The sequence below is a fragment of the Microbacterium testaceum genome (assembly GCF_029761935.1).
Taxonomy (GTDB): Bacteria; Actinomycetota; Actinomycetes; order Actinomycetales; family Microbacteriaceae; genus Microbacterium; species Microbacterium testaceum_A.
Map to the genome: position 1 here is coordinate 732,884 of NZ_CP121699.1, position 23,771 is coordinate 756,654.

A 23,771-nucleotide genomic window follows, 5' to 3' on the forward strand; every position below is an offset into this window, starting at 1 on the left:
GCGCCGACCGCCCCCCGGTCCACCCCGTCCCCCACCATCGAGGAGCCACCCGATGACCATCGAGCGCACCCTGACCGCCGAGAGCGTCACGCTCGGCTACGGCGATCGGACGATCGTCGGCTCCCTGGACCTCGCCCTGCCGCCGGGGCGTGTGACCGCCATCGTCGGCGCGAACGCCTGCGGCAAGTCGACGCTGCTGAAGGCGATGGCCCGTCTGCTGACACCCTCGGCGGGGCAGGTCCTGCTCGACGGCAAGTCGATCCATCGCCTGCCGACCAAGCAGGTCGCCCGCGTTCTCGGGCTGCTTCCGCAGTCGCCGATCGCCCCCGACGGCATCGCCGTCAGCGACCTCGTCAGCCGGGGCCGTCACCCGCACCAGGGCGCCCTCTCGCGCTGGACGAGCGTCGATGACGCAGCGGTCGCCCGCGCCCTCGAGGCCACCGACGTCACGCACCTCGCCGACCGTCCCGTCGACGAGCTCAGCGGCGGTCAACGCCAGCGCGTGTGGATCGCGATGGCCCTCGCTCAAGAGACCGACGTGCTCCTGCTCGACGAGCCGACGACCTTCCTCGACATCAGCCATCAGATCGACGTCCTCGACCTGCTCACCGACCTCAATCGCGACCGCGGCACCACCGTGGCCATGGTGTTGCACGACCTCAACCTCGCCGCCCGCTACGCCGACCACCTCGTGGCCATGGCCGAGGGCGAGGTGATCGCGGCCGGCGACCCCTCCGACGTGCTCACCGAAGAGACCGTGCGCCGCGTGTTCGGCCTCGACAGTCGCGTCGTGCCCGATCCCCTGACCGGGCGGCCGATGGTAATCCCGATCGGCCGCCACCACACCGTGGCCGAGCCCGAACAGGCCCAGGCGCAGACGGCCTGAGAGGTCACCAGAATCACGGAAGCCCCGGCCTCGGCCGGGGCTTCCGTCGTCGTCATGCCGGGCGTCTACGCCGTGCGCTCGACTTGCCCGGCGCGCCAGTAGCCCATGAACGCGACACGACCGCGGTCGACGCCGCACCCCGAGACGAGCATGCGCCGCAGGAGCTTCACGGTCGACGACTCCCCCGCGATCCACGCGTAGAACTCGCCCTCGGCGTCGGCGGGGCTGTCCCACAGCAGGTCGACATCGAGGTCGATCTCTTCGAGAACCTGCGGACGGGGCGCGGCCGCGCGCTCCAGAATGTCACCGGATGCCGCGGCCCAGGCCTCCATCGCTTCGATCAGCGCCTCGCCGTGCGGGCGTTCGCCGCGCGGGAGCCAGTGGACGCGCGCGTCTGCGCTGCGCACGGGGAGGGCGTCGTCGACATCGGGCACTTCGATGAACGCGTCGACGTCGAGACCGGGCTCGAGCCCCTCGAGCACGGCGCAGATCGCAGGAGCGGCGGTCTCGTCACCGGCGAGCAGAATGCGCCGCGCCGTGCCGGGGTGGAAGTCGATCCCCTGCGCCGAGTCGGCGCTGCGCGCGTCGGGGCCGACAACCACCAGGTGGTCCCCCGCCGTCGCCGCTTCGGCCCAGGACCCGGCCGGACCGGCGTCGTGGTGCACGACGAAGTCGATGTCGAGTTCGAGGGCCTCGGGGTCGATGCGGCGCACGGTGTACGTGCGGAAGGGCATGCGCTCCTCGTCGGGCAGGTCGCGCCAGCGCGTGTACCACTCGCCGTTGGCGATGGCCTCGGGGTCGTCCTGTCCGATGTCGCAGACGGTGCCGTCGCGGCCGGGCAGCACAAGCTTGACGCGCTGGTCACGGCGGTCGGTGCCGAACACGTCGAAGTCGGGTGAGGTGAACGTCACGCGCACGAAGTGCGGCGAGAGACGTCGCGCGGTCTTCACCACGGCGACGTACGGGCGGTAGGCGGGACGCGTGGCAGTGATCACGAGATAAGGATATCCTTACCTTGCTTCCGGATGCCACGCCGCTGCCTCGACGGCGAGCTACCCGAGCCGGCTACGCGCGATCGACGAGCTTCCCGATCCTCTCGATCGCCTCGCGCAGCACCTCGGGAGCGCAGCCCACGTTGATGCGCACGTGGCCGATCCCCTCGACCCCGAACAGCGGGCCGTGGTGCAGGGCGACCTGCGCCTCGCGCCGGATGAACGGGGCGGGGTTGTCGCCCCAGCCGTACGCCGAGACGTCGACCCACGCGAGAAACCCCGCCTCGGGGATCCGATACCGCGCGAGCGGCAGATGCTCGGCGAGCAGATCGGCGAGCAGACGACGGTTGTCGTCCAGGGCCACGAGCAGAGAGGCCAGCCATTCGTCGCTCTCGGCCGAGAACGCAGCCCGGTTCGCCATGACGCCGAACAACCCGGCCCGCCACTCGACCTCCCACGGCAGCGCCCGCACGACCGCCGCGGTCTCCTCCCAGCCGGTCACGATGACGGCGCACTTCAATCCGGCGAGGTTGTAGGTCTTGCTCGCGCTCGTCACGATGTACCCGACCGCGGCCGCCTCGTCACCGGCATCCAGGAAGGGAGTGAAGACCGCGGGGGCGTGCGTGAGCGGCGCGTGGATCTCGTCGCTGACCACGCTGGCGCCGTACCGCTTCGCGAGACGCGCGAGAGAGGCGAGGGAGTCCCGGGAGTGGACGGTCCCGGTGGGGTTGTGCGGGTTGCACAGCAGCACGGCGCGCGCTCCGCCCGCCAGGGCCGCCTCGATGCCCTCGAGGTCGAGATGCCAGCGCTCCCCGTCGTCGATCAGCGGGACGCGCTCCACGACCGCCCCCGCCTCTTCGACCGTGTCGTAGAACGGCGGGTACACCGGGGGCGTCACGATCACCCGATCGCCGGGCGAGGTCACCCCCCGCAACACCTCGACGACGCCCATCATCACGTCGCCCGTCCAGCGGATGCGCGCCGGGTCCGGTCGCCACCCCCACTGCCGCTCGGCGAAGTCGGCGAAATCGAGGTCGATGCCGGGACGCGGAGGTGTGTAGCCCGTGTCGCCGATCTCGACCGCCCGATGCAGCGCCGAGGTGATCGCCGGCGCCAGCGGGAAGTCGGTCTCGGCCACGAACATCGGGATGACGTCGTCGTCGTAGGAGCGCCACTTCGTGCTGCTGCGCTGACGCAGGAGCTCGAGCGGCAGGGCCTGCAACGGAGGAACGCTCATGCGAAAAGCCTAACGAGGACCCCGGATGCCGGCACCCGGCGCGTCAGAGGAGGACACACGGGCGCCAAGAGAGGCGCCGGTCGAAGGCGGGGGCACCGTTTCCCTCACCGGAACACCGAACGCCCACCCCCGCAGGGATGGGCGTTCAGGAAGGATTCTGCGGTCAGATCGCGAAGCCGAGCGCGCGCATCATGTCGCGGCCGTCGTCGGTGATCCGCTCGGGACCCCACGGCGGCATCCACACCCAGTTGATGCGGAAGCGTTCCACGACATTGTCGAGGGCCTGGGCGGTCTGCTCTTCGAGCACGTCGGTCAGCGGGCAGCCGGCCGAGGTGAGAGTCATGTGGATGACGAGCGCGTCGTTCTCGTCGTCCCACGCGAGATCGTAGATGAGGCCGAGGTCGACGACGTTGATCCCCAGTTCGGGGTCCATGACGTCTTTGAGGGCCTCGGTGACCTCGTCGTACTTCTCGGGAGCGAGGGTTGCGGTCATGTAACGATCCTACGCGTCGATCGGCGTACCGGCCTCGAGGAAGCGGTCGTAACCCTCTTCTTCGAGTCGGTCGGCGAGCTCGGGCCCGCCCTCTTCGACGATCCGCCCCTTGACGACCACGTGCACGAAGTCGGGGCGGATGTAGCGCAGGATGCGCGTGTAGTGCGTGATGAGCAGCACGCCGAGGTCGGTCTGCTCCTTGGCGCGGTTCACGCCCTCGGACACGATCTTCAGCGCGTCGACGTCGAGGCCGGAGTCGGTCTCGTCGAGCACGGCGATCTTCGGCTTGAGCAGCTCGAGCTGGAGTATCTCGTGACGCTTCTTCTCGCCGCCCGAGAAGCCCTCGTTGACGTTGCGCGAGGCGAACTTCGGGTCCATGCGAAGGTTCTCCATGGCGCCCTTGACGTCCTTCGTCCACGAGCGGATGGCCGGAGCCTCGCCGTCGATGGCCGTCTTGGCCGTGCGGAGGAAGTTCGTCACCGTGACGCCGGGGATCTCGACCGGGTACTGCATCGCGAGGAAGAGGCCCGCGCGAGCGCGCTCGTCGACGCTCATCTCGAGCACGTCTTCACCGTCGAGGGTGATCGAGCCGCTCGTGACGGTGTACTTGGGGTGACCGGCGATCGTGTACGCCAGGGTCGACTTGCCGGAGCCGTTGGGGCCCATGATGGCGTGGGTCTCACCGGTGCGCATGGTCAGCGTCACTCCGTTGAGGATCGGGGTCGTACCGTTCTCCGTCTCGACCGTCACGTGGAGGTCGCGGATCTCGAGGACAGACATGGTGTTCCTTACTCGTAAGTCTTCAGGTCGTGGGCGTTGTCGTGAGCGGCGCTCAGGCCGTCGCCTTGGTGACGGCGGGATCGATGAGCACGTCGTCTCCGTCGATCACGACCTCGTACACGGGGACCGGCTCGTAGGCCGGGAGGTTCAGGGGGCGGCCGGTCTTCAGCGAGAACGCCGAGCCGTGGGCCCAGCACTCAAGCGTCTCGCCCTCGACGAAGCCGTCCGACAGCGAGATGTCGCCGTGCGTGCAGACGTCGCCGATCGCGTGGACCTCGCCGTTGCCGTCGAGGACGACCGCCATGGCGACGCCGTCGATCTCGACGCGGAGCGCCTCGTCTTGGACCAGTTCGCTCAGTGCGCAGGCGCGCGAGGCGCTCACGCGGCGGCCCCCTCGGCCAGCTCGTGCTCGATCGCCCCGATGAGCTCGGTCTCGAGCTCGGGGATGCCGATGCGCTGCACGATCTCGCTGAGGAAGCCGAGCACGACAAGGCGACGCGCTTCGTCTTCGGCGATGCCGCGAGCCTGCAGATAGAACAGCTGCTCGTCGTCGAAGCGACCCGTGGCGCTGGCGTGGCCGGCACCCTGGATGTCGCCGGTCTCGATCTCGAGGTTCGGGATCGAGTCGGCGCGGGCGCCGTCGGTGAGCACGAGGTTGCGGTTCGCCTCGTATGAGTCGGTGCCCGTGGCATCCGGTCCGATCAGCACGTCGCCGATCCAGACGCTGCGCGCGCTCTCGCCCTGCAGCGCGCCCTTGTAGAGCACGTCGCCGACGGTGTGCGGACCCTTGTGGTGCAGGTAGACCTGCGACTCGAGGTGCTGACCGGCGTCCGAGAACGACAGGCCGTACAGGCGCCCCTCGGCGCCGGGGCCCGAGAGCTCCACCGAGGGGTTCACGCGCACGACACCGCCGCCGAAGCTCACCACGACGTGCGTGAGCTTGGCGTCGCGGTCGACACGGGCCTGGTGGGATGCCGCGTGCACGGCGTCGTCGTTCCAGCGCTGCACCGACACGACGGTGAGGTCGGCGCCGTCGCGCACGATGATCTCGACGTTCTGCGCGTGGTTCGCCGTGCCCTCGTGACGCAGCACCACGGTGCCGCGCGAGTTGGGCTGAGCCTCGATCACGACGTGGGCGTGCGCGAGGCCGCCCGTGCCGGTCAAGCGCACCACGACGGGCTCGTCGAGCTCGACGTTCGCGGGGATCCGCAGGAGCGGAGCCTCGGTCTCGTGCGTCCAGGCGAGGGCCGCGGGCAGGTCTTCGGGCCGGAAGTGCTCACCGCGCGGCGCGTCGCCGGCGGCCAGGCGCAGCTGCTCCACGGCATCCGGCGCCTGCACGTCGACGGAGATGACACCGGACGGACCGGCCTCGTCGACGAACAGCGGAGCCAGGCGCGCGATCGGGCTGAGCTTCCAGTTGACCTCGCGCCCCGTGGGGGTGCCGAAGTCGGCCGGGTCGAACGAGGTCAGACGCTCCGAGCGCGTCTGAACCGGAACGACGGATGCCACGAGGGCTGCTGGGTCGATGTGACCCGTACCGGCGCCAGTCGACTGTGCCGTGGGTGATTCGGTCGCAGTCGTCATTTAGCCTACGGATCCTTCCATGCCCATTTCGATGAGCTTGTTGAGTTCGAGCGCGTACTCCATGGGGAGCTCCCGCGCGATGGGCTCGATGAACCCGCGGACGATCATGGCCATGGCCTCGTCTTCGGGCATGCCGCGCGACTGCAGGTAGAACAGCTGCTCTTCGCTGACCTTCGAGACCGTGGCCTCGTGGCCGAGCTGCACGTCGTCGACGCGGATGTCGATCGCGGGGTAGGTGTCGCTGCGCGAGATCGTGTCCACGAGCAGGGCGTCGCAGCGCACGGTGTTGGCGGAGTGGTGCGCGTTGGCGTCCACCCGCACCTCGCCGCGGTATCCGGCACGACCGCCGCCACGGGCGATCGACTTCGAGACGATCGACGACTGCGTGTACGGCGCCATGTGGATCATCTTCGCGCCGGCGTCCTGGTGCTGACCGGGACCGGCGAAGGCGACCGACAGGGTCTCGCCCTTGGCGTGCTCGCCCATCAGGTAGATGGAGGGGTACTTCATCGTCACCTTGGAGCCGATGTTGCCGTCGACCCACTCCATGGTCGCGCCCTCGTGGGCGATCGCACGCTTGGTGACGAGGTTGTAGACGTTGTTCGACCAGTTCTGGATCGTCGTGTAGCGCACGCGGGCGTTCTTCTTCACGATGATCTCGACCACGGCCGAGTGCAGCGAGTCGCTCTTGTAGATCGGAGCGGTGCAGCCCTCGATGTAGTGGACGTAGCTGTCCTCGTCGGCGATGATCAGCGTCCGCTCGAACTGACCCATGTTCTCGGTGTTGATGCGGAAGTACGCCTGCAGCGGGATCTCGACATGGACGCCCTTGGGGACGTAGACGAACGAACCGCCCGACCAGACGGCCGTGTTCAACGCCGCGAACTTGTTGTCACCGGCGGGGATGACGGTGCCGAAGTACTCCTCGAAGAACTCGGGGTGCTCGCGCAGGGCGGTGTCGGTGTCCATGAAGATGACACCCTGCTGCTCGAGGTCCTCGCGGATCTGGTGGTAGACCACCTCGGACTCGTACTGGGCGGCGACGCCGGCGACCAGGCGCTGACGCTCGGCCTCGGGGATGCCCAGCTTCTCGTAGGTGTTGCGGATCTCTTCCGGAAGGTCTTCCCAGGTCTGGGCCTGCTTCTCGGTCGAGCGCACGAAGTACTTGATGTTGTCGAAGTCGATCTCCGACAGGTCGGCGCCCCACGTGGGCATCGGCTTCTTGCCGAAGAGCTGGTAGCCCTTCAGGCGCGTCTTGAGCATCCACTCGGGCTCGGACTTCAGGGCCGAGATGCCGCGGACGACGTCTTCGTTGATGCCGCGCTGCGCGATCGCGCCCGCCGCGTCGGTGTCGTGCCAGCCGAACTCGTATTGCCCCAGGCTTTCGAGCTCTGGTCGGTCGATGAGGACATCGGACATGGTGATCACTCTCCTTCTCGGGCCACAACGGTGTCATCCGCCCCGACATTCCGGACTCCGGTCGAAGTCCCAGGAAGGTCGCTGGTGGGCCCGCTCGAAGGCGCTGGCTGCGCGCCTAGACTGTCGTGGGTGCGGTTCGCGCGAGCGCTGCACCCGGACCCTCTGATTCTACAGGCAACACCCGCTCCCGGCATGGCACCCCCGCTCTCCCACCGCCCGGAGCATCTCGACGCCAGGAAGCCGTACGTATGCCCTCCGCCTCGTCCCCCATCGCCACGACACGCGTCCCCGCACCCCTGCGACGGATCGTCGAGTGGCTCCCGACCGACGTCGACCGCCGTGTGCGCGTCTTCGCGTGGTTGTCGTTCGTGGCCGAGGTGCTGATCATCGGCACCGGCGGGGCCGTCCGACTGACGGGGTCGGGCCTGGGCTGCCCCACCTGGCCGCGCTGCACCCCCGACTCCCTCGTGAACACCCCCGAGATGGGCATCCACGGCATCATCGAGTTCGGCAACCGCACGCTGACCGGGCTCGTCGGCATCCTGGCCCTCACCGTGGTGGTGCTGATGTGGCGCATGCGTCACGAGCGCCGCGTGCTGTTCGTGCTCTCGCTCGTCGTGCTCGTCGGGATCATCGCGCAGGCGGTCGTGGGCGGCATCACGGTGCTCACCGGCCTGAACCCCTTCATCGTCGGGTTCCACTACATCGCGTCGGTGTCGATCGTGGCGGTGTGCGCGGCGTTCCTCGTGCGCATGAAGCAGCCGGTTGGGCCGCGCCTGCTCGCCGCCCCGCGCTGGTTCGCCGGGCTCATCCACGCGACGACCGGCGTGCTCGCCCTCACCATCGTCTTCGGCGTTCTCACCACCGGCGCCGGCCCGCACTCGGGCGACGCCTCGGCCGGACGCAACGGCTTCGACGCCGAGGTGCTCGAGCACGTGCACTCCTGGCCGGGATACGCCCTGTTCACCCTGACGCTCGTCGCGGTCATCGCGTCCTGGCGCCTGCGCCTGCCGGTGCGCCGCTGGGCCGTCGCCCTGCTGGCCGTCGAGCTGGTGCAGATCGCGGTGGGGCTCTACCAGGCCCGCAACGGCCTGCCCGAGTGGGCCGTGGGCACCCACATGGTCCTGGCCGCTCTGGCCGCCGCGACCATGACTGTCGTCGTTCTGCGCCTCAAGGTGTCCGCGATCGCGGGGCGTCAGGGTGCCGCGCGCGAGACGGCGGCTGCTCACGGCTGAGGCGCCGACGACGCGCGACCGAGTTGCCCCGAACGGACCGCGTTCCCCCGCGCAAGGCCCACGAGACCCCCTTATACGCTCATAGGCGATTCATCGGCGACCCCTACACGGAGCACTGGCTCGTAGGTCATCGTTGATCGTGGCACTTCCGTGCCCACCGTCCCGTCGTCCCCCGCTTCGGGACCCGCCGCCCGACAACCCCCTGTCGGAACGACAAGGAGTACTCCCCATGAAGACTCGTCCCCGCCTGGTGACCAGCATCCCGTTCTGGGTGCTCGTCGTCGCATCCCTGGCCGCCATCGCCGGCGGACTCGCGATCGTCCTGAACGGGATCGACGCGATGGAGCAGGTGCTCAACGACCCGAACGCCACCGTCGTGCAGGTCTACGTCGGCCAGTCGTGGGTCGTCGTCGGCGCCGCCGTCCTCGGTGCCGGCGCCATCGGCATCGTCGCGGTCCTGGCGCTCGCCGCCGCGGCCACCCTCGTGCGTCGCCCCGACGTGTCGGTCGAGACGATCGACTGGTCCAGCGACGAGGAGACGGCTCCGCAGAGCGCCGCTCCGTTCGCCCCCGCGACGACGGCCACCCCCCTCGCGGTCGAGGACGCCGACGTCGAGGTGCCCTCGACGGCCACGGCTCCCCCGCAGGCCCGCGCGTCCGCGAGCCACGACGAGCCCCGCCTCGACGCCGGAGACGACACGACGCGCCGCTGATCATCTCTCCTCGAAGCGCCCGCCCCCGCACCCGGGGGCGGGCGCTTCGTGCGTGGGGGACGCGAGACGGTGCCTAGGCTGGTCGAATGTTCACCTTGCGCACAACCCGGGAAGAAGACTGGCCCCGCGTGCGGGAGTTTCGAATCGAGAACGCCATCGACAACCCCGTCTCGTGGACCGCGACCGTCGAGGAGACGTTGCTCATCCCCGATGACGGCTGGAAGATGCGGGCGCGCCGCGGCGAGAATCCCGATACGACCAGCGTCGTCGCCACCGACGATGAGTCGGGCCGCTGGCTCGGCATGATGAACGCGCAGCTGGGCGACGAGCACGGCCCCGAGCCCGTCCTCACGGGCGTCTACGTGACCCCCGACGCGCGCGGACGCGAGAACGGCGTCACCGATGCCCTGCTCGACTCCATCGTGCGGTGGGCCGACTCGCGCGGGGCCGCCCTGCGACTCTGGGTGGCTGAGGTCTCGGTGCCCGCTCGACGGTTCTACGCCCGCCGGGGTTTCGCCCCCACCGGACGGACGCAGGAGCTGCGCGTGCGCGGACGAGAGCCGCGCTCCGACGACGGTGGACTCGTGGAGATGAGCCTCGCTCTGACCACGGACGCCGACCGCTCTGCCTCCCCCGACTGACCGTCACCGCGCGCTTCCCGCGACGCCGGGAGCCGGCATCCCGAAACGACGAAGCACCCGTCCCGGAGACGCGACGGGCGCTGTCGAATCCGATCAGAACGGAAGCAGCGGGTCGACGGCGATCGCGACGAACAACAGCGTCAGGTAGGTGATCGACGCGTGGAACACGCGCATCGGCCGGGGCTCGCCCCCGCGGACGGCGCGCGAGTACAGGCGGTGCGATTCGTAGATGAACCAGCCGCCGAAGACGAGGGCCGAGACGGTGTAGACGAGACCCATCGGCGCGACCGGGATCAGCAGGAGCGAGCACGCGACGGTCGCCCACGCGTACAGGATGACCTGCAGTCCGACCTGCGAACCGCTGCGGGTAGCGCCCAGCATGGGCACGTCGACCTCGTCGTACTGCGCCGCGTACTTCATCGACAGCGGCCAATAGTGCGGGGGCGTCCACAGGAACACCAGAGCGAAGAGGATGAACGGCGCCCACGACAGCGAGCCCGTCACCGCCGACCAGCCGATGAGGACCGGGAAGCACCCGGCGATCCCGCCCCAGACGATGTTCTGCTCGGTGCGGCGCTTGAGGATGATCGTGTAGATCACCACGTAGAAGAAGATCGCCGCGGCCGACAGACCCGCCGCGAGGACGTTGGTGAAGGCCCACAGCCACACCGTCGACACGACGGCCAGCGTCCACGCGAAGACCAGCGCGCCGCGGGGCGAGACCTCGCCCGTCACGAGCGGCCGGTTGACCGTGCGCTGCATGTGCGCGTCGATGTCGCGATCGAGGTACATGTTGAACGCCGCGGCCGAGCCCGCGCTCAGCGAGCCGCCGATCACGGTGGCCAGGATCAGCCACAGATTCGGCAGACCACCCTGCGCCAGGATCATCACCGGCACGGTGGTCACGAGCAGCAGCTCGAGGACGCGGGGCTTCGTCAGAGCGACGTAGGCCCGGACGGTGCGTCCGACGGAGCGGCGATCGGTCGTCGCAATGACGTGCGACGTCGTCGAGATGTCCATCGTCCCCCGGGGTAAGCGCGTATAGAACCTCCACGATTCTATGCCATCTCCACCACACGACCGGCCGTCTGTCGAGCCCCGTCACGCACCGCAACCTGCACCGGCGTTCTCGCTATGCTGGCGATGAACGCGCGCCCCGCGCCGACACCCCACCCCTCTCCCACTCCTACGGTGGTGAGTGCGGCGTCGGAAGTGAACCCGGGCGCTCAGTATCGAGAAAGGCGACCCAGTTGTCGGACTTCGAATGGGATGACATCGATCGGCGCGCGGTGGACACCGCCCGCATCCTCGCGGCGGATGCCGTCGAGAAGGTGGGCAACGGCCACCCCGGAACCGCGATGTCGCTCGCACCCGCGGCCTACCTGCTCTACCAGCGCGTCATGCGCCACGATCCCGCCGACACGCACTGGCCGGGCCGCGACCGCTTCATCCTGTCGGTCGGTCACTCCTCGCTGACCCAGTACGTCCAGCTCTACCTCGGCGGCTTCGGCCTCGAGAAGAAGGACCTCGAGGCGCTGCGCACCTGGGGCTCGCTGACCCCCGGTCACCCCGAGTACGGCCACACCGACGGTGTCGAGATCACCACGGGCCCCCTCGGCCAGGGCCTCGCCTCGTCCGTCGGCTTCGCCTACGCCGCCCGCTACGAGCGCGGCCTGTTCGACCCGGAGTCGCCGGCCGGCGAGAGCCCCTTCGACCACTACGTCTACGTGATCGCCGGCGACGGCGACCTGCAGGAGGGCGTGACCAGCGAAGCCTCCTCGCTCGCCGGCCACCAGGAGCTCGGCAACCTCATCGCCATCTACGACTCCAACCAGATCTCGATCGAGGACGACACCAACGTCGCCTTCACCGAGGACGTCCAGAAGCGTTACGAGGCCTACGGCTGGCACGTGCAGACGGTGGACTGGAAGAGGACCGGCAAGTACGTCGAAGACGTCGCCGAACTCCACGCCGCGATCGAGCGCGCGAAGGGCGAGACGAGCAAGCCCTCGCTCATCGTCCTCAAGACGATTATCGGCTGGCCCTCCCCCGGCAAGCAGAACTCCGGCAAGATCCACGGCTCGGCCCTCGGCGCCGACGAGCTGAAGGCCACGAAGGAGGTGCTCGGCTTCGACCCGGAGCAGCACTTCGCCGTCGCCGACGACGTCATCGCCCACACGCGCAAGCTCGTCGAGCGCGGCGAGGCCGAGAAGGCCGCCTGGCAGCAGAAGTTCGACGCGTGGGCCGAAGCCCACCCCGAGCGCAAGCAGCTGTGGGACCGCCTGCAGGCGCGCGAGCTCCCCGAGGGCATCGCCGACGCGCTCCCCGCCTTCGAAGCGGGCAAGGACGTCTCGACCCGCGCCGCGAGCGGCACGGTCATCAACGCCCTGGCCGCCGAGCTCCCCGAGCTCTGGGGCGGTTCGGCCGACCTCGCCGAGTCCAACCTGACGACGATCAAGGATGCCAAGTCCTTCATCCCCGCCAGCTGGTCGACGCACGAGTGGTCGGGCGACCCCTACGGCCGCGTGCTCCACTTCGGCATCCGCGAGCACGCCATGGGTGCGATCCTCAACGGCATCGTGCTCCACGGCCCCACGCGCCCCTTCGGCGGCACGTTCCTCATCTTCAGCGACTACATGCGCCCGCCGGTGCGTCTGGCCGCCCTGATGAACATCCCCACGATCTTCGTCTGGACGCATGACTCCGTCGCCCTCGGCGAGGACGGCCCCACGCACCAGCCGATCGAGCAGATCGCCACGCTCCGCGCCATCCCCAACTTCGCCCTCGTGCGTCCCGCGGATGCCAACGAGACCAGCGTCGTCTGGCTCGAGATGCTGCGCCGCACCGCCGGTCCCGCCGGCATCGCCCTGACCCGCCAGAACATCCCCGTCTTCGCCCGCGGCGAGGGTGCGGCATCCGGAGACGAGTTCGCCTCCGCCGAAGGCGCGGTCAAGGGAGCGTACGTGCTGGCCGAGGCGAAGAACGGCGAGCCCGACGTGATCCTGATCGCCACCGGCTCCGAGGTGCAGCTGGCCGTCGAGGCGCGCGAGAAGCTCGCCGCCGAAGGCGTGCACGCCCGCGTCGTGTCGGCCCCCTCGCTCGAGTGGTTCGCAGAGCAGGACGAGGCGTACCGCGAGTCGGTGCTGCCGTCGTCGGTCAAGGCCCGGGTGTCGGTCGAAGCCGGTTCCGCGCTCAGCTGGGCGGGCATCGTCGGCGACGCCGGCCGCTCCGTCGCGATCGACCACTTCGGTGCGTCGGCCGACTACAAGACCCTTTTCCAGAAGTTCGGCATCACCACCGAGCACGTCGTCGAGGCCGCGCACGAGTCGCTGGCCGCCGCGAAGAAGTAATCAGAGGAGAACCAGAACCATGAGCACTCCCACCGCAGACCTCTCGGCCGCCGGCGTCAGCATCTGGCTGGACGACTTGTCGCGTCAGCGCATCCAGTCCGGCAACCTCGCCGAGCTCATCGAGTCGCGCAACGTCTCGGGTGTCACCACGAACCCGACCATCTTCGCCGGCGCCCTGTCGAAGGGCGAGGCGTACGAGGGTCAGGTCCAGGAGCTCGCGGCCGCCGGTGCCGACGTCGACGAGGCGATCTTCTCGATCACCACGGACGACGTCCGCGACGCGTGCGACATTTTCCTGCCCGTCTTCGAGGCGACGAACGGCGTCGACGGCCGCGTGTCGATCGAGGTCTCCCCCGACCTCGCACACGACACCGAGGGCACCGTCGCGCAGGCGAAAGACCTGTCGGCGCGTGTCGACCGCAAGAACGTGCTGATCAAGATCCCCGCGACCAAGGCGGGCCTCCCCGCCATCACCGAGGTCATCGGTGCGGGCATCTCGGTCAACGTCACGCTGATCTTCAGCCTCGAGCGCTACGAAGAAGTCATCGACGCGTACCTCGCCGGTGTTGAGAAGGCGCAGGCCGCCGGTCACGACATCTCGACCCTGCAGTCGGTGGCGTCGTTCTTCGTGTCGCGCGTCGACACCGAGATCGACAAGCGCCTCGCCGCGATCGGAACCGACGAGGCCGCCGCCCTCAAGGGCAAGGCCGGCATCGCGAACGCGCGTCTGGCCTACGAGCTCTACGAGAAGAAGTTCTCGGAAGACCGCGCCACGAAGCTGCTGGATGCCGGTGCCACGGTGCAGCGTCCGCTCTGGGCGTCGACCGGCGTCAAGGACCCCGCGCTGCCCGACACGCTGTACGTCACCGAGCTCGTCGCCCCCGGCACCGTCAACACGATGCCGGAGAAGACGCTCGAGGCGACCTTCGACCACGCACGTCTCGCGGGTGACACGGTCACCGGTGCCTACGCCGAGGCGCACGAGGTCTTCGACCGCCTGGCAGCGGCCGGCGTCGACGTCGCCGACGCCACGCAGGTGCTCGAGGACGAGGGTGTCGAGAAGTTCATCGCCTCGTGGCATGAGCTGCAGGACACCGTGAAGACCGCGCTGCAGGCCGGAAGCGCCCAGGCCGCGCAGTGACTCTCGCCGTCAAGGTCACCGGCCACGTCAAGTCGGTCGTCGACGCGGAGCTGCCGGGCCTGACCGGCTCGCTCATCGCGTCGGGGATCACGGCGGCCGACCCCACCCTGTGGGGCGCGGCGGCCGAGGACGAGGCGTCGCGTCGACTCGGGTGGGTGCGGGCGGTCACCGTCTCGCGCCCGCTCGTGGCCGAGATCACGGCCCTGCGCGACGAACTCGTCGCGCAGGGCGTGACCCGCGTCGTCCTCGCCGGAATGGGCGGGTCCTCGCTCGCTCCCGAGGTCATCGCGCAGTCGGCGGGCGTGCCGCTCGTCATCCTCGACTCGACCGCTCCGGGCCAGGTGCTCGCCGCGATCGACGGCGACGCCGAGTCCGGCGGTCTCGAGCAGACCGTGCTGGTGGTCTCGAGCAAGTCGGGCTCGACCATCGAGACCGACTCCGCCAAGCGCGCCTTCGAGGCCGCCTTCCGCGACCTCGGCATCGACCCCGCCGGTCGCATCGTGGTGGTCACCGACCCCGGCTCCCCGCTCGAGCAGTCGGCTCGCGCCGACGGCTACCGGGTGTTCACCGCCGATCCGACGGTGGGCGGACGCTACTCCGCACTCACGGGGTTCGGTCTCGTCCCGACCGGCCTGGCCGGCGTCGACATCGAGGACCTCCTCGACGAGGCGGATGCCACTCTGCTCGAGGTCGCGATCGACTCCCCCGAGAACCCGGCCCTCGTGCTCGCCGCGGCGATCGCGGGCGGTGGGGCACACCGCCGCGACAAGCTCGGTCTGGTCACCGACGGAAGCCACATCATCGGCCTGCCCGACTGGATCGAGCAGCTCGTCGCCGAATCGACCGGGAAGGAGGGCACCGGCATCCTGCCCGTCGTCTTGCTCCCCGTGTCGCCCGAGCTCGAGTCGAAGCCCGACGACCTGCAGGTCGTGCGGTTCGTCGACGACGCCGAGGCGTTCCACCTGTTCGAGCGGCACACCGGCGAAGTGCTCATGAGCGGTTCGCTCGGTGCGCAGTTCGTCGTGTGGGAATACGCCACCGCGATCGCCGGGCGACTGCTCGGGATAGATCCCTTCGATCAGCCCGACGTCGAATCGGCGAAAGAGGCGACGCGCGGCCTGCTCGACGCGCAGCCCGCTCCCACCGCCCCGGTCTTCGTCGACCGCGGTGTCGAGGTGCGCGTGTCCGACCCCGCCCTCGCGGCGAGCGGCACGGTCGCGGGCGTCCTGGAAGCGCTGTGGCGGACGGTCCCGGCCGATGGCTACGTCAGCGTCCAGGCGTACGTGAACCGTCTCGAGCTGGCGCAGCTCGCGGGACTCCGCGAACTCGTGGCGGCCGACTCGGGTCGCCCCACCACGTTCGGCTGGGGACCGCGGTTCCTGCACTCCACCGGACAGTTCCACAAGGGAGGACCCGCCAGCGGCGTGTTCCTCCAGATCATCGAACGCACCGATGTCGACCTCGAGATCCCCGGTCGACCGTTCACGTTCGGACAACTCATCCAGGCACAGGCCGCGGGCGACGCGAGCGTGCTGGCGGAGGGCCACGGCCGTCCCGTCGTCACGCTGACGCTGACCGACCCGCAGGTCGACGTGCTCTCACTCTTCGAGGCGGCGCAGTAAAGCATGGTCGTAGAGATCACTCCGGGTCACAATCCGTTGCGCGATCCCGAGGATCGCCGTCTGAGCCGGATCGCGGGGCCCAGCGCCCTCGTGATCTTCGGCGTCACCGGCGACCTCTCGCGCAAGAAACTCATGCCGGCGGTCTACGACCTCGCCAACCGCGGCCTGCTGCCCCCGGGCTTCGCGCTCGTGGGCTTCGCGCGCCGCGACTGGGAGGACCAGGACTTCGCCGAGGTCGTGTACGAGTCGGTGAAGAAGTACGCCCGTACGGAGTTCCGCGAGGAGACGTGGAAGGAGCTCCTCGAGGGCATCCGCTTCGTCCAGGGGGAGTTCGACGACCCCGAGGCGTTCGGTCGTCTGCGCGAGACCGTCGACAAGCTCGACACCGAGCGCGGCACGATGGGTAACCACGCCTACTACCTCTCGATACCGCCGAAGGCCTTCCCGCTGGTTACCACCCAGCTGAAGGCATCGGGGCTCGTGGGCGACGACGAGACGAAGACCTCGGGCTGGCGCCGCGTCGTCATCGAGAAGCCGTTCGGTCACGACCTCGCCTCGGCCCGCGAGCTGAACGAGGTCGTCGAGAGCGCCTTCCCCGCCGACGCGATCTTCCGCATCGACCACTACCTCGGTAAAGAGACGGTGCAGAACATCCTCGCGCTGCGCTTCGCGAACGAGCTGTACGAGCCGATCTGGAACCGCAACTACGTCGATCACGTGCAGATCACCATGGCCGAGGACATCGGCGTCGGTGGTCGCGCCGGGTACTACGACGGCATCGGCGCGGCGCGCGACGTCATCCAGAACCACCTGCTGCAGCTGCTCGCGCTCACGGCGATGGAAGAGCCCATCAGCTTCAACGCCGCCGACCTGCGCGCCGAGAAAGAGAAGGTCCTGGCCGCGGTCCGCGTGCCCGAGAACCTCGCCGAGGCGACCGCTCGCGGTCAGTACGCCGGCGGCTGGCAGGGCGGCGAGCAGGTGCTCGGCTTCCTCGAGGAAGACGGCATGAACCCCGAGTCGGTCACGGAGACGTACGCGGCGATCAAGCTCGAGATCAACACGCGCCGCTGGTCGGGAGTCCCCTTCTACGTCCGCAGCGGAAAGCGTCTGGGGCGCCGCGTGACCGAGGTCGCCGTGGTGTTCAAGCGCGCGCCGCAGCAGCTGTTCTCGCAGAGTCAGACGCAGGAGCTGGGGCAGAACGCCCTCGTCATCCGCGTCCAGCCCGACGAGGGCGTAACGATCCGCTTCGGGTCGAAGGTCCCCGGCGACGGCACCCAGGTGCGCGACGTCACGATGGACTTCGGCTACGGGCACGCCTTCACCGAGGCGAGCCCCGAGGCCTACGAGCGCCTCATCCTCGACGTCCTGCTGGGCGATCCGCCGCTGTTCCCCCGGCACGAAGAGGTGGAGCTCAGCTGGAAGATCCTCGACCCGATCGAGGAGTTCTGGTCCGCCCAGGGCGGTCCGCTCGAACAGTATTCGCCCGGTTCGTGGGGTCCGGCATCCGCCGACGAACTCCTCGCCCGCGACGGTCGCACCTGGAGACGCCCGTGATCATCGATCTGCCCGACACCACCGTCAGCGCCATCTCGAAGAAGCTCGTCAGCGTGCGCGAAGAGGGCGGCGCCGTCGCCCTCGGCCGCGTGCTCACGCTCATCATCGTCACGCACCACGGCGCCGAAGAAGAGGTCATCGAAGCGGCTAACGACGCCTCGCGCGAACACCCGATGCGCGTCATCGCCGTGCTGTTCGGCGACGACGACGACGAGCCCCGCCTCGACGCCCAGATCCGCGTGGGCGGCGACGCCGGCGCGAGCGAGGTCGTGGTGTTGCGCGCCCACGGCGCCGCGGGCTCGAACGCCGAGAGCCTCGTCACCGGCCTGCTGCTCCCCGATGCCCCGGTCGTGGCCTGGTGGCCGGCCGACGCGCCCGAGGACCCCTCGCACTCCGCGATCGGTCGGATCGCGCAGCGTCGCATCACCGACGCGTCGTCGCAGGCCGACCCGGCCGCCTGGGTCGCCCGACTCGGCGAGCACTACTCCCCCGGTGACACCGACTTCGCGTGGACCCGTGTGACGCGTTGGCGCGAGCAACTCGCGGCCGTGCTCGATCAGCCCCCGTACGAGCCTGTCACCGCGATCGAGGTCCGCGGTGCCGCCGACTCCCCCTCCACCGCCCTGCTGGCGGCCTGGTTGGGGATGAAGCTCGAGGCTCCCGTCGACTACGCCTACCTGCCGGCCGACGAGTGGGCGAGCGGCATCAAGTCGGTGCGTCTCACCCGTCCGAGCGGCGACACGCTGCTCGAGCGGCCCGAAGCGGGGGTCGCGGTGCTCACGCAGCCCGGTCAGCCCACCCACGACCTGGCGTTCCCGCGCCGCACGTTGCGCGAGTGCCTCGCCGAGGAGCTGCGCCGCCTCGACCCCGACCTCCTCTACGGTCGCGTGATCACCGAGGGGCACGACCTGCTGCTCGCCGCGAGCGAGCGGGACGACGCATGACCGACAACGGCTCGGTCAAACAGGTCATCATCAAGCCGGATGCCGAGACCCTCGCCTCGTACGTCGCCACGCGCTTCGTGAACCGCATCGTGAAGCGGGTCGCCGAGGGCAAGCGCATGCACGTGTGCCTCACCGGGGGCACCATGGGCGGAGCGGTGCTGCGCACCGCGGCGAAGGACGCGCGGGTCGGCGAGATCGACTGGTCGCTCGTGCACTTCTGGTTCGGCGACGAGCGGTTCGTTCCGCGCGACTCGGACGACCGCAACGAGAAGCAGGCCCGCGAGGCGTTCCTCGACCACCTCGCCATCCCGGCCGAGAACATCCACACCGTCGCCTCGAGCGAGGACGGTCTCGACCTCGATGCCGCGGCGATCTCGTACGCCGATGAGCTGGCGCAGTTCGCTCCCTCGGACCGCAGCGAGACGGGACCCTGGCCCGCCTTCGACATCTGCTTCCTCGGGGTCGGACCCGACGCGCACATCGCCTCGCTGTTCCCCGATCGTCCCGAGATCTCGGTGACCGATCGGGCCACCGTTCCGGTGCGCAACTCCCCCAAGCCCCCGAGCGATCGCGTCTCGCTGACGCGGCCCGTCATCAACTCGTCGAAGCGCGTGTGGATGGTCGTCGCGGGCGCCGACAAGGCCGCCGCCCTGGGGCTCGCCCTTGCCGGTGCGAGCTATCAGAGCGTTCCCGCGGCCGGGGCGAAGGGTCGCCGTCGCACGGCGTTCTTCGTCGACGAGGTCGCGGCCGATCAGGTTCCGCCGCAGCTCATCGACCGCGAGTACTGAGGAGCGGGAGCTCTCCCGACGGCGACTCTCCCCGCACGCGCCTCGAGTTCGCACGCTCGAGTGGGAGGACCGGATGCCACACGGCATCCGGTTCTCTGCGTTGTCCGCGCACGTCTGTAGGGGACTTCCACCCATTGTCTTCCGCGTGACGCCGATTTACTCTCTTCGTGGGGGGCATCCTGGTCCGCTCGGCGGGGCTCGATCCGTGAGGATCGATCCGCGACGAACGGCCGACGCAGTAGGGAGCGTTCGGATGCCATTTGTCGGTCGAGATCGAGAGTTGCACGTTGCCGCGAACCTGATCGGTTCGGGTAGCGGCTCCGCGGGCTTGTTCGTCGGTGAAAGCGGGTCGGGCAAGTCCGCCCTGGCACGCGAGGTCGCGGCGCGCCACGACGCCGTGGTGGTCACGGCCAGTCCGAGCGAGCGCATGTGGCCGCTCTCGGGCGTCACCGCGGTGGTGGCGGCGCTCGACGACGGGCGACGAGATGCGGTCGACAGGGTCCTGTCCCGCGGCGGCGACTGGCCCGAGCACCTCCTGGCCGAGGAGATCAGCCGCACCCTCCACCTGCTGCGGGCCGATCCGTGCGTCGTCGTCGTCGACGACCTCGACGAGATGGACAGCGCGAGCATCACCGTGCTGTCGTACGTCTTCGGACGCCTCCGCGGCACCGGCGTCAGCGTGATCGCCACGAGTGGCTCGTTCGAGGGACGCCACGACTTCGCTGGAATGCTGCAGACCCGCATCCAGCGGTTGTCGTTCGACGAGTCCGTCGATCTCGCGCGCAACGTTCTCGGGGCGGGTGCCGATCGCGCCGTGCTGCGGATCGTCGCGGACCTCGCCGCGGGCGACCCCGGTGTACTGGTGGGCTTGCGCCTCACCCCCGCCGAGGCGAACGGCGACGAGCCGCTCAGCGTTCCGCTGCGCGTGCGGGACCAGCAGCGCAACCCGCGGAAGCAGCGTGAGTGCCGCGCGATCTACCCGAGGTGGGCGCACGTCCTCGACCTTCTCGCCGTAGGTCCCGTATACGGGCTCGACCGGCTGCGCACCACCGCCGACGAGGACGACGTCGACATCGACGATCTGATCGATCACGGCATCGTCTCCGTCCACGGCGGTCTCGCCCGCATCGCCGACCCGGCTCGCCGACTGCGCCTGCACGCCGGACTGACCCCGGAGGAGCGTCGCGCCCTGCACGCACGAGGAGCGGCCGACCACGCCGGCGCGTACCCGGCGACACGGCGCTGGCACGAGAGCTTCCTCGACCCGGCCGCCGATCGCGGCGCACTCCTCGAGGGCGCCATCCGGCTGGCTCGAGACGCCGAGACCACGGCGGCCGTCGAGTTCGCCGAGCGGGCATTGGCCGGCGAGATGGACGAAGCGCGTCGCTGCGAACTCCTCGTCGACCTCGGCGAGGCCCTCGTGCTCGGCGGACACGACCTGCTCGGTCAGCACTACCTCCGGCGGGCCGGGGTGAGCGCCGATCCCGCGACCCGCACGCGCGCCGCGATCGCCCGTCTCCGCGCGGTCGCGGCGGTGGATCACACGGTCGACGACAGCGTGCTCCATCAGGTCGATCCGCTCCTGGGCGCCGAGGCCGCGGCATCCGAGAGGCTTCTCTGTGAGAGCGCCTGCCTCCACCTGCACCGCGGCGAGGTCGACCTGGCCGTCGAACGGATCGCCCTCGCCGTGAAGCTCGGCGTCGCGTCCACCCAGACGGCGCTGCTCGCCGGTATCGCCGCAGAGATGGGCGGGCGCTCCCACGCCGCGGCGGCCATCCGTCTCGAAGACGACGGCGACGACGTCCAGATCCACCACGCCCTGCTGTACGCGGGGCTCACCCTGCTGCGCGAGGACTACAGCACGGCCCGACGGATCATCCGCGCCGAGCTCGACCGTTCCCCGCGACACGCGCCGATGTGGCGAGAGCACCTTCTGCGTCAGCTCGTCACGGTCGAGGTCCGTGCCGGAGACCCGATCGCCGCGCGCGACGCCGTCGTCGCGTGGCAGCGCGAGTGGATCCCCGGACGCAGCACCGACGCCGCCAGCACGCTCATCCTCGCCGCCGAGGCGGCGATGCACGAACCGCCCACCGGTGCCGCCGATCTCGTGGAGCGGGGGCGGGAACGAGCCCGTCGCGAAGGCGCGAGCACCCTGACGCCGTGGTTCGCGGCGATCGAGGGGGCCCTCGCCCTCGGCGAGGGGCGGTACGCCGAGGCCGTTCTGCACTTGCGCGAAGCCCTCTCCTCCCACGCCGACGACGACCCCGCCGTGATGCGTCTCGACGCCGACCTCATCGAAGCCCTCTGGCTCGACGGTCGACATGACGAAGCTTGCGAAGAACTGGAAGGCCTCGAGCGCGCGGCCGCCGATTCGACGAAACGGTGGACCCACCTCGCCCTCGCGCGCTCGCGGGCCGTCTGCCGGTCCGCCCGCGAGGGCGCGGCGGCCTTCCGTGACGCCGAAACGCTGTTCCGCGGCGACGACTCCCCTCTCGAGCGGGAACGCCTCCGCCGGGCGGAGGAACGGTGCCTGACGGACGTCCGCGTGTCGGCCGTCCGCGCGATCGGTGGCGACGCCGTCCCGACCCCCCGACCGGGTCGGAACGCGCGAGAGCTCACCGGCCACGAACGTGAGATCGTCGCCCTCGTCGAGCGCGGGTTGCGCAACCGCGAGATCGCGGCGGCCCTGTTCATTTCGCTCCGCACGGTCGAGCTGCGCCTGACCGGCATCTACCGCAAACTCGGCATCACCTCGCGGGTACAGCTCGTGGCCCACCTTCGCGGAGCGGCGAGCTGAGCGGAGCGGCCGCCGGTTCGCCCGACAGCTGCGACATCCGGCGATCGGGGCTACGCCAGCGCCCGTCGGACGGGCGCCCGAGCGCGGCGACGAGGGCACGGAGGCACAGGGTCGCATCCCACACCCGGAGGAGGGGGAACACGAGCATCCGGGGATGCGGGCGCGTGCGCGACACCGCACAGGTGAACGCGCTCATGACGAGGTCGACGATCAGGAACCCCGCGGCCAGGGGAAGCACCGGAAGGGCCGCGGCTACCGCGGCCGCCGTCGCCGCTGCGGCACCGTCTGTCGTCGCCGCGACCACCGTCGCCAGAGCTCCGACGACCAGGAGCGGGAGCATCGCCACCAGGACCAGACTCGACACGACGGTCTCGACCGCGAAGACGCCGACCGACGACCAGAAGAGGCCAGGATGGGGTCCGTGGCGGCGTACCGTCTGCCAGAACCCGAGGCTCCAGCGCCGGACCTGCGCCGAGTAGTCGCGCAGGACCGCGGGATCCTGCGTCTCGGCGACCGCGCACTCGGGGTGGAAGGCGATCCGCCCGAGCCTCTTAGCGTGGACCTCGAAGGTCATGTTGAAGTCCTCGATCGACAGTCCGGGAGCGTCGATGTCGATGCGATGCAGCACATCGGTGCGGTAGAGGCTGGCGAACCCGGGCACGATCGCCACGGCATCCGCCCCCCGCGCCGCCTGCCCGAACTTGTGCAGGTACTGCGTGCACACGTACGTGCGCTCGCGGTACGAGGTGAGCACGCGCCCCACGCCCGTGGGCGGGAGTTCCGCCGACGTGGTCGCCCGACCGGCCACCGCGACGACGCCATCGTCCGTGAACTGCGGAAGCGCGGTACGCAGATAGTCGGGGCGAGGCCGGGAGTCCGCGTCGAGCAGCAGGAGCAGGGGGAACCGCTCCGGGATCCGGAAGTGACCGAGGCCCGCCCGGATAGCGCCCGCCTTCCCCCGGTTCGGCGTGAGGTCCCAGGCCTCGGCACCGGCGGCTCGCGCGCGCTCGACGGTGTCGTCGTGCGAGCCGTCCGACACGACGAACACGTTGCCCGCAGGCACGAGGCGGCGCGCCGCACGCACGGCGTCGGCGATCACGAGCTCCTCGTCGTGCGCGGCGATGAGGATCGCCACCTCGGCGCTGCGGAAGTACATCGACGGGTTCAGCAGCGCGGCGGACGGTCGACGCTCGGCGACGAGACGGCACACCGCCGCCGTGCCCCATACGAGCGTCGACACACCGATCGTGCACACCGCGACGAGCACGACGAGTGCAGGGGTCATGGCATCCCACCTCTTCGGGTCGAGGGTTCGGGTCGCGCCCCCGGATCGGGCGACCGGATGACGCGTCGAAGGCGACCGTACGTGACCCGGCGCTCGTCGAGGCCGCCTCGACCCGCAGTTGCGGTTGCGGTTTCCCGCAGATCGCGATGCGGGGAGCGGTACCCCGCAGGATCGTCCGCGATTGCTTGACCCGACCCGCGCCGACGACGCACTGTGATCCCCGGATCAGCGTCGATACCCGATCGGACGCCGTCCCACCACCCGAAATCGTCCGAGGGGGCGCTGCATTTCCCCCGCCGCCCCCTCGGACC

At 69.9% G+C, this 23,771-nt stretch carries 20 protein-coding genes; 11 read left to right on the forward strand and 9 right to left on the reverse strand.

Going from position 1 to position 23,771, the window contains the following annotated elements; all coding sequences use genetic code 11:
- Window positions 1-52 precede the first annotated feature (52 nt).
- Entirely contained in the window at window positions 53-886 is an 834-nt protein-coding gene (locus QBE02_RS03525) for an ABC transporter ATP-binding protein (protein WP_279367149.1), read from the forward strand.
- Window positions 887-951: 65 nt separating this feature from the next.
- Here QBE02_RS03525 and QBE02_RS03530 read toward each other — a convergent pair whose 3' ends face one another.
- The 7 genes from QBE02_RS03530 to sufB form a co-directional block, all read right to left on the reverse strand.
- Entirely contained in the window at window positions 952-1,881 is a 930-nt protein-coding gene (locus tag QBE02_RS03530; protein WP_279367150.1) for a siderophore-interacting protein, read from the reverse strand.
- A gap of 70 nt (window positions 1,882-1,951) precedes the next feature.
- Window positions 1,952-3,115, reverse strand: coding sequence for a MalY/PatB family protein (locus QBE02_RS03535; protein ID WP_279367151.1), 1,164 nt, complete (start codon window positions 3,113-3,115; stop codon window positions 1,952-1,954).
- Between the two features lie 163 nt (window positions 3,116-3,278).
- Window positions 3,279-3,608 (reverse strand): metal-sulfur cluster assembly factor, encoded by a 330-nt coding sequence (locus QBE02_RS03540; protein ID WP_056232125.1) that lies wholly within the window; start codon window positions 3,606-3,608, stop codon window positions 3,279-3,281.
- Window positions 3,609-3,617: 9 nt separating this feature from the next.
- Window positions 3,618-4,388: a Fe-S cluster assembly ATPase SufC gene (sufC, locus tag QBE02_RS03545; protein WP_056232130.1), complete on the reverse strand. Its 771-nt coding sequence runs from the start codon at window positions 4,386-4,388 to the stop codon at window positions 3,618-3,620.
- A 52-nt stretch (window positions 4,389-4,440) separates the two neighbouring features.
- Window positions 4,441-4,770, reverse strand: coding sequence for a non-heme iron oxygenase ferredoxin subunit (locus QBE02_RS03550; RefSeq protein WP_279367152.1), 330 nt, complete (start codon window positions 4,768-4,770; stop codon window positions 4,441-4,443).
- Window positions 4,767-5,972: a Fe-S cluster assembly protein SufD gene (gene sufD, locus QBE02_RS03555; RefSeq protein ID WP_279367153.1), complete on the reverse strand. Its 1,206-nt coding sequence runs from the start codon at window positions 5,970-5,972 to the stop codon at window positions 4,767-4,769. Before sufD ends, QBE02_RS03550 begins: the two co-directional genes overlap by 4 nt.
- The gene (gene sufB, locus QBE02_RS03560) at window positions 5,973-7,391 is read right to left on the reverse strand and encodes a Fe-S cluster assembly protein SufB (protein ID WP_144784784.1); all 1,419 of its coding nucleotides are present in this window, start codon (window positions 7,389-7,391) and stop codon (window positions 5,973-5,975) included.
- A 248-nt stretch (window positions 7,392-7,639) separates the two neighbouring features.
- On the opposite strand from sufB, the gene QBE02_RS03565 reads away from it, so the two are divergent.
- The 3 genes from QBE02_RS03565 to QBE02_RS03575 all read left to right on the forward strand — a co-directional run bounded on the left by QBE02_RS03565 (window position 7,640) and on the right by QBE02_RS03575 (window position 9,979).
- A complete protein-coding gene (locus tag QBE02_RS03565) occupies window positions 7,640-8,626 on the forward strand; it encodes a COX15/CtaA family protein (RefSeq protein WP_279367154.1) in 987 nt (328 codons plus the stop codon).
- A gap of 229 nt (window positions 8,627-8,855) precedes the next feature.
- A complete protein-coding gene (locus QBE02_RS03570) occupies window positions 8,856-9,338 on the forward strand; it encodes a hypothetical protein (protein ID WP_279367155.1) in 483 nt (160 codons plus the stop codon).
- A 128-nt stretch (window positions 9,339-9,466) separates the two neighbouring features.
- Window positions 9,467-9,979 carry a GNAT family N-acetyltransferase gene (locus QBE02_RS03575; RefSeq protein ID WP_279367156.1) on the forward strand — a complete coding sequence of 171 codons (513 nt, stop codon included), beginning with the start codon at window positions 9,467-9,469 and terminating at the stop codon, window positions 9,977-9,979.
- A 93-nt stretch (window positions 9,980-10,072) separates the two neighbouring features.
- On the opposite strand, the gene QBE02_RS03580 is transcribed toward QBE02_RS03575, so the two are convergent.
- Window positions 10,073-10,999 (reverse strand): heme o synthase, encoded by a 927-nt coding sequence (locus QBE02_RS03580; protein WP_279367157.1) that lies wholly within the window; start codon window positions 10,997-10,999, stop codon window positions 10,073-10,075.
- Between the two features lie 230 nt (window positions 11,000-11,229).
- On the opposite strand from QBE02_RS03580, the gene tkt reads away from it, so the two are divergent.
- The 7 genes from tkt (at window position 11,230) to QBE02_RS03615 (ending at window position 22,175) form a co-directional block, all read left to right on the forward strand.
- Entirely contained in the window at window positions 11,230-13,329 is a 2,100-nt protein-coding gene (gene tkt / locus QBE02_RS03585) for a transketolase (protein WP_279367158.1), read from the forward strand.
- Between the two features lie 19 nt (window positions 13,330-13,348).
- A complete protein-coding gene (gene tal, locus QBE02_RS03590; protein ID WP_279367159.1) occupies window positions 13,349-14,470 on the forward strand; it encodes a transaldolase in 1,122 nt (373 codons plus the stop codon).
- A complete protein-coding gene (locus QBE02_RS03595; protein WP_279367160.1) occupies window positions 14,467-16,092 on the forward strand; it encodes a glucose-6-phosphate isomerase in 1,626 nt (541 codons plus the stop codon). The genes tal and QBE02_RS03595 overlap by 4 nt, the downstream gene beginning before the upstream one ends.
- 3 nt (window positions 16,093-16,095) lie before the next feature.
- Entirely contained in the window at window positions 16,096-17,646 is a 1,551-nt protein-coding gene (gene zwf, locus QBE02_RS03600; RefSeq protein WP_056232160.1) for a glucose-6-phosphate dehydrogenase, read from the forward strand.
- Complete coding sequence (locus QBE02_RS03605; protein ID WP_279367161.1) at window positions 17,643-18,590, forward strand: glucose-6-phosphate dehydrogenase assembly protein OpcA; 948 nt, start codon at window positions 17,643-17,645, stop codon at window positions 18,588-18,590. Before zwf ends, QBE02_RS03605 begins: the two co-directional genes overlap by 4 nt.
- Window positions 18,587-19,378: a 6-phosphogluconolactonase gene (pgl, locus tag QBE02_RS03610; RefSeq protein ID WP_279367162.1), complete on the forward strand. Its 792-nt coding sequence runs from the start codon at window positions 18,587-18,589 to the stop codon at window positions 19,376-19,378. Before QBE02_RS03605 ends, pgl begins: the two co-directional genes overlap by 4 nt.
- Before the next feature lie 253 nt (window positions 19,379-19,631).
- Window positions 19,632-22,175, forward strand: a complete 2,544-nt coding sequence (locus QBE02_RS03615) for a helix-turn-helix transcriptional regulator (RefSeq protein ID WP_279367163.1) — start codon at window positions 19,632-19,634, stop codon at window positions 22,173-22,175.
- On the opposite strand, the gene QBE02_RS03620 is transcribed toward QBE02_RS03615, so the two are convergent.
- Complete coding sequence (locus QBE02_RS03620; RefSeq protein ID WP_279367164.1) at window positions 22,126-23,460, reverse strand: glycosyltransferase family 2 protein; 1,335 nt, start codon at window positions 23,458-23,460, stop codon at window positions 22,126-22,128. The two genes, QBE02_RS03615 and QBE02_RS03620, sit on opposite strands and share 50 nt — an antisense overlap.
- Window positions 23,461-23,771: the final 311 nt, after the last annotated feature.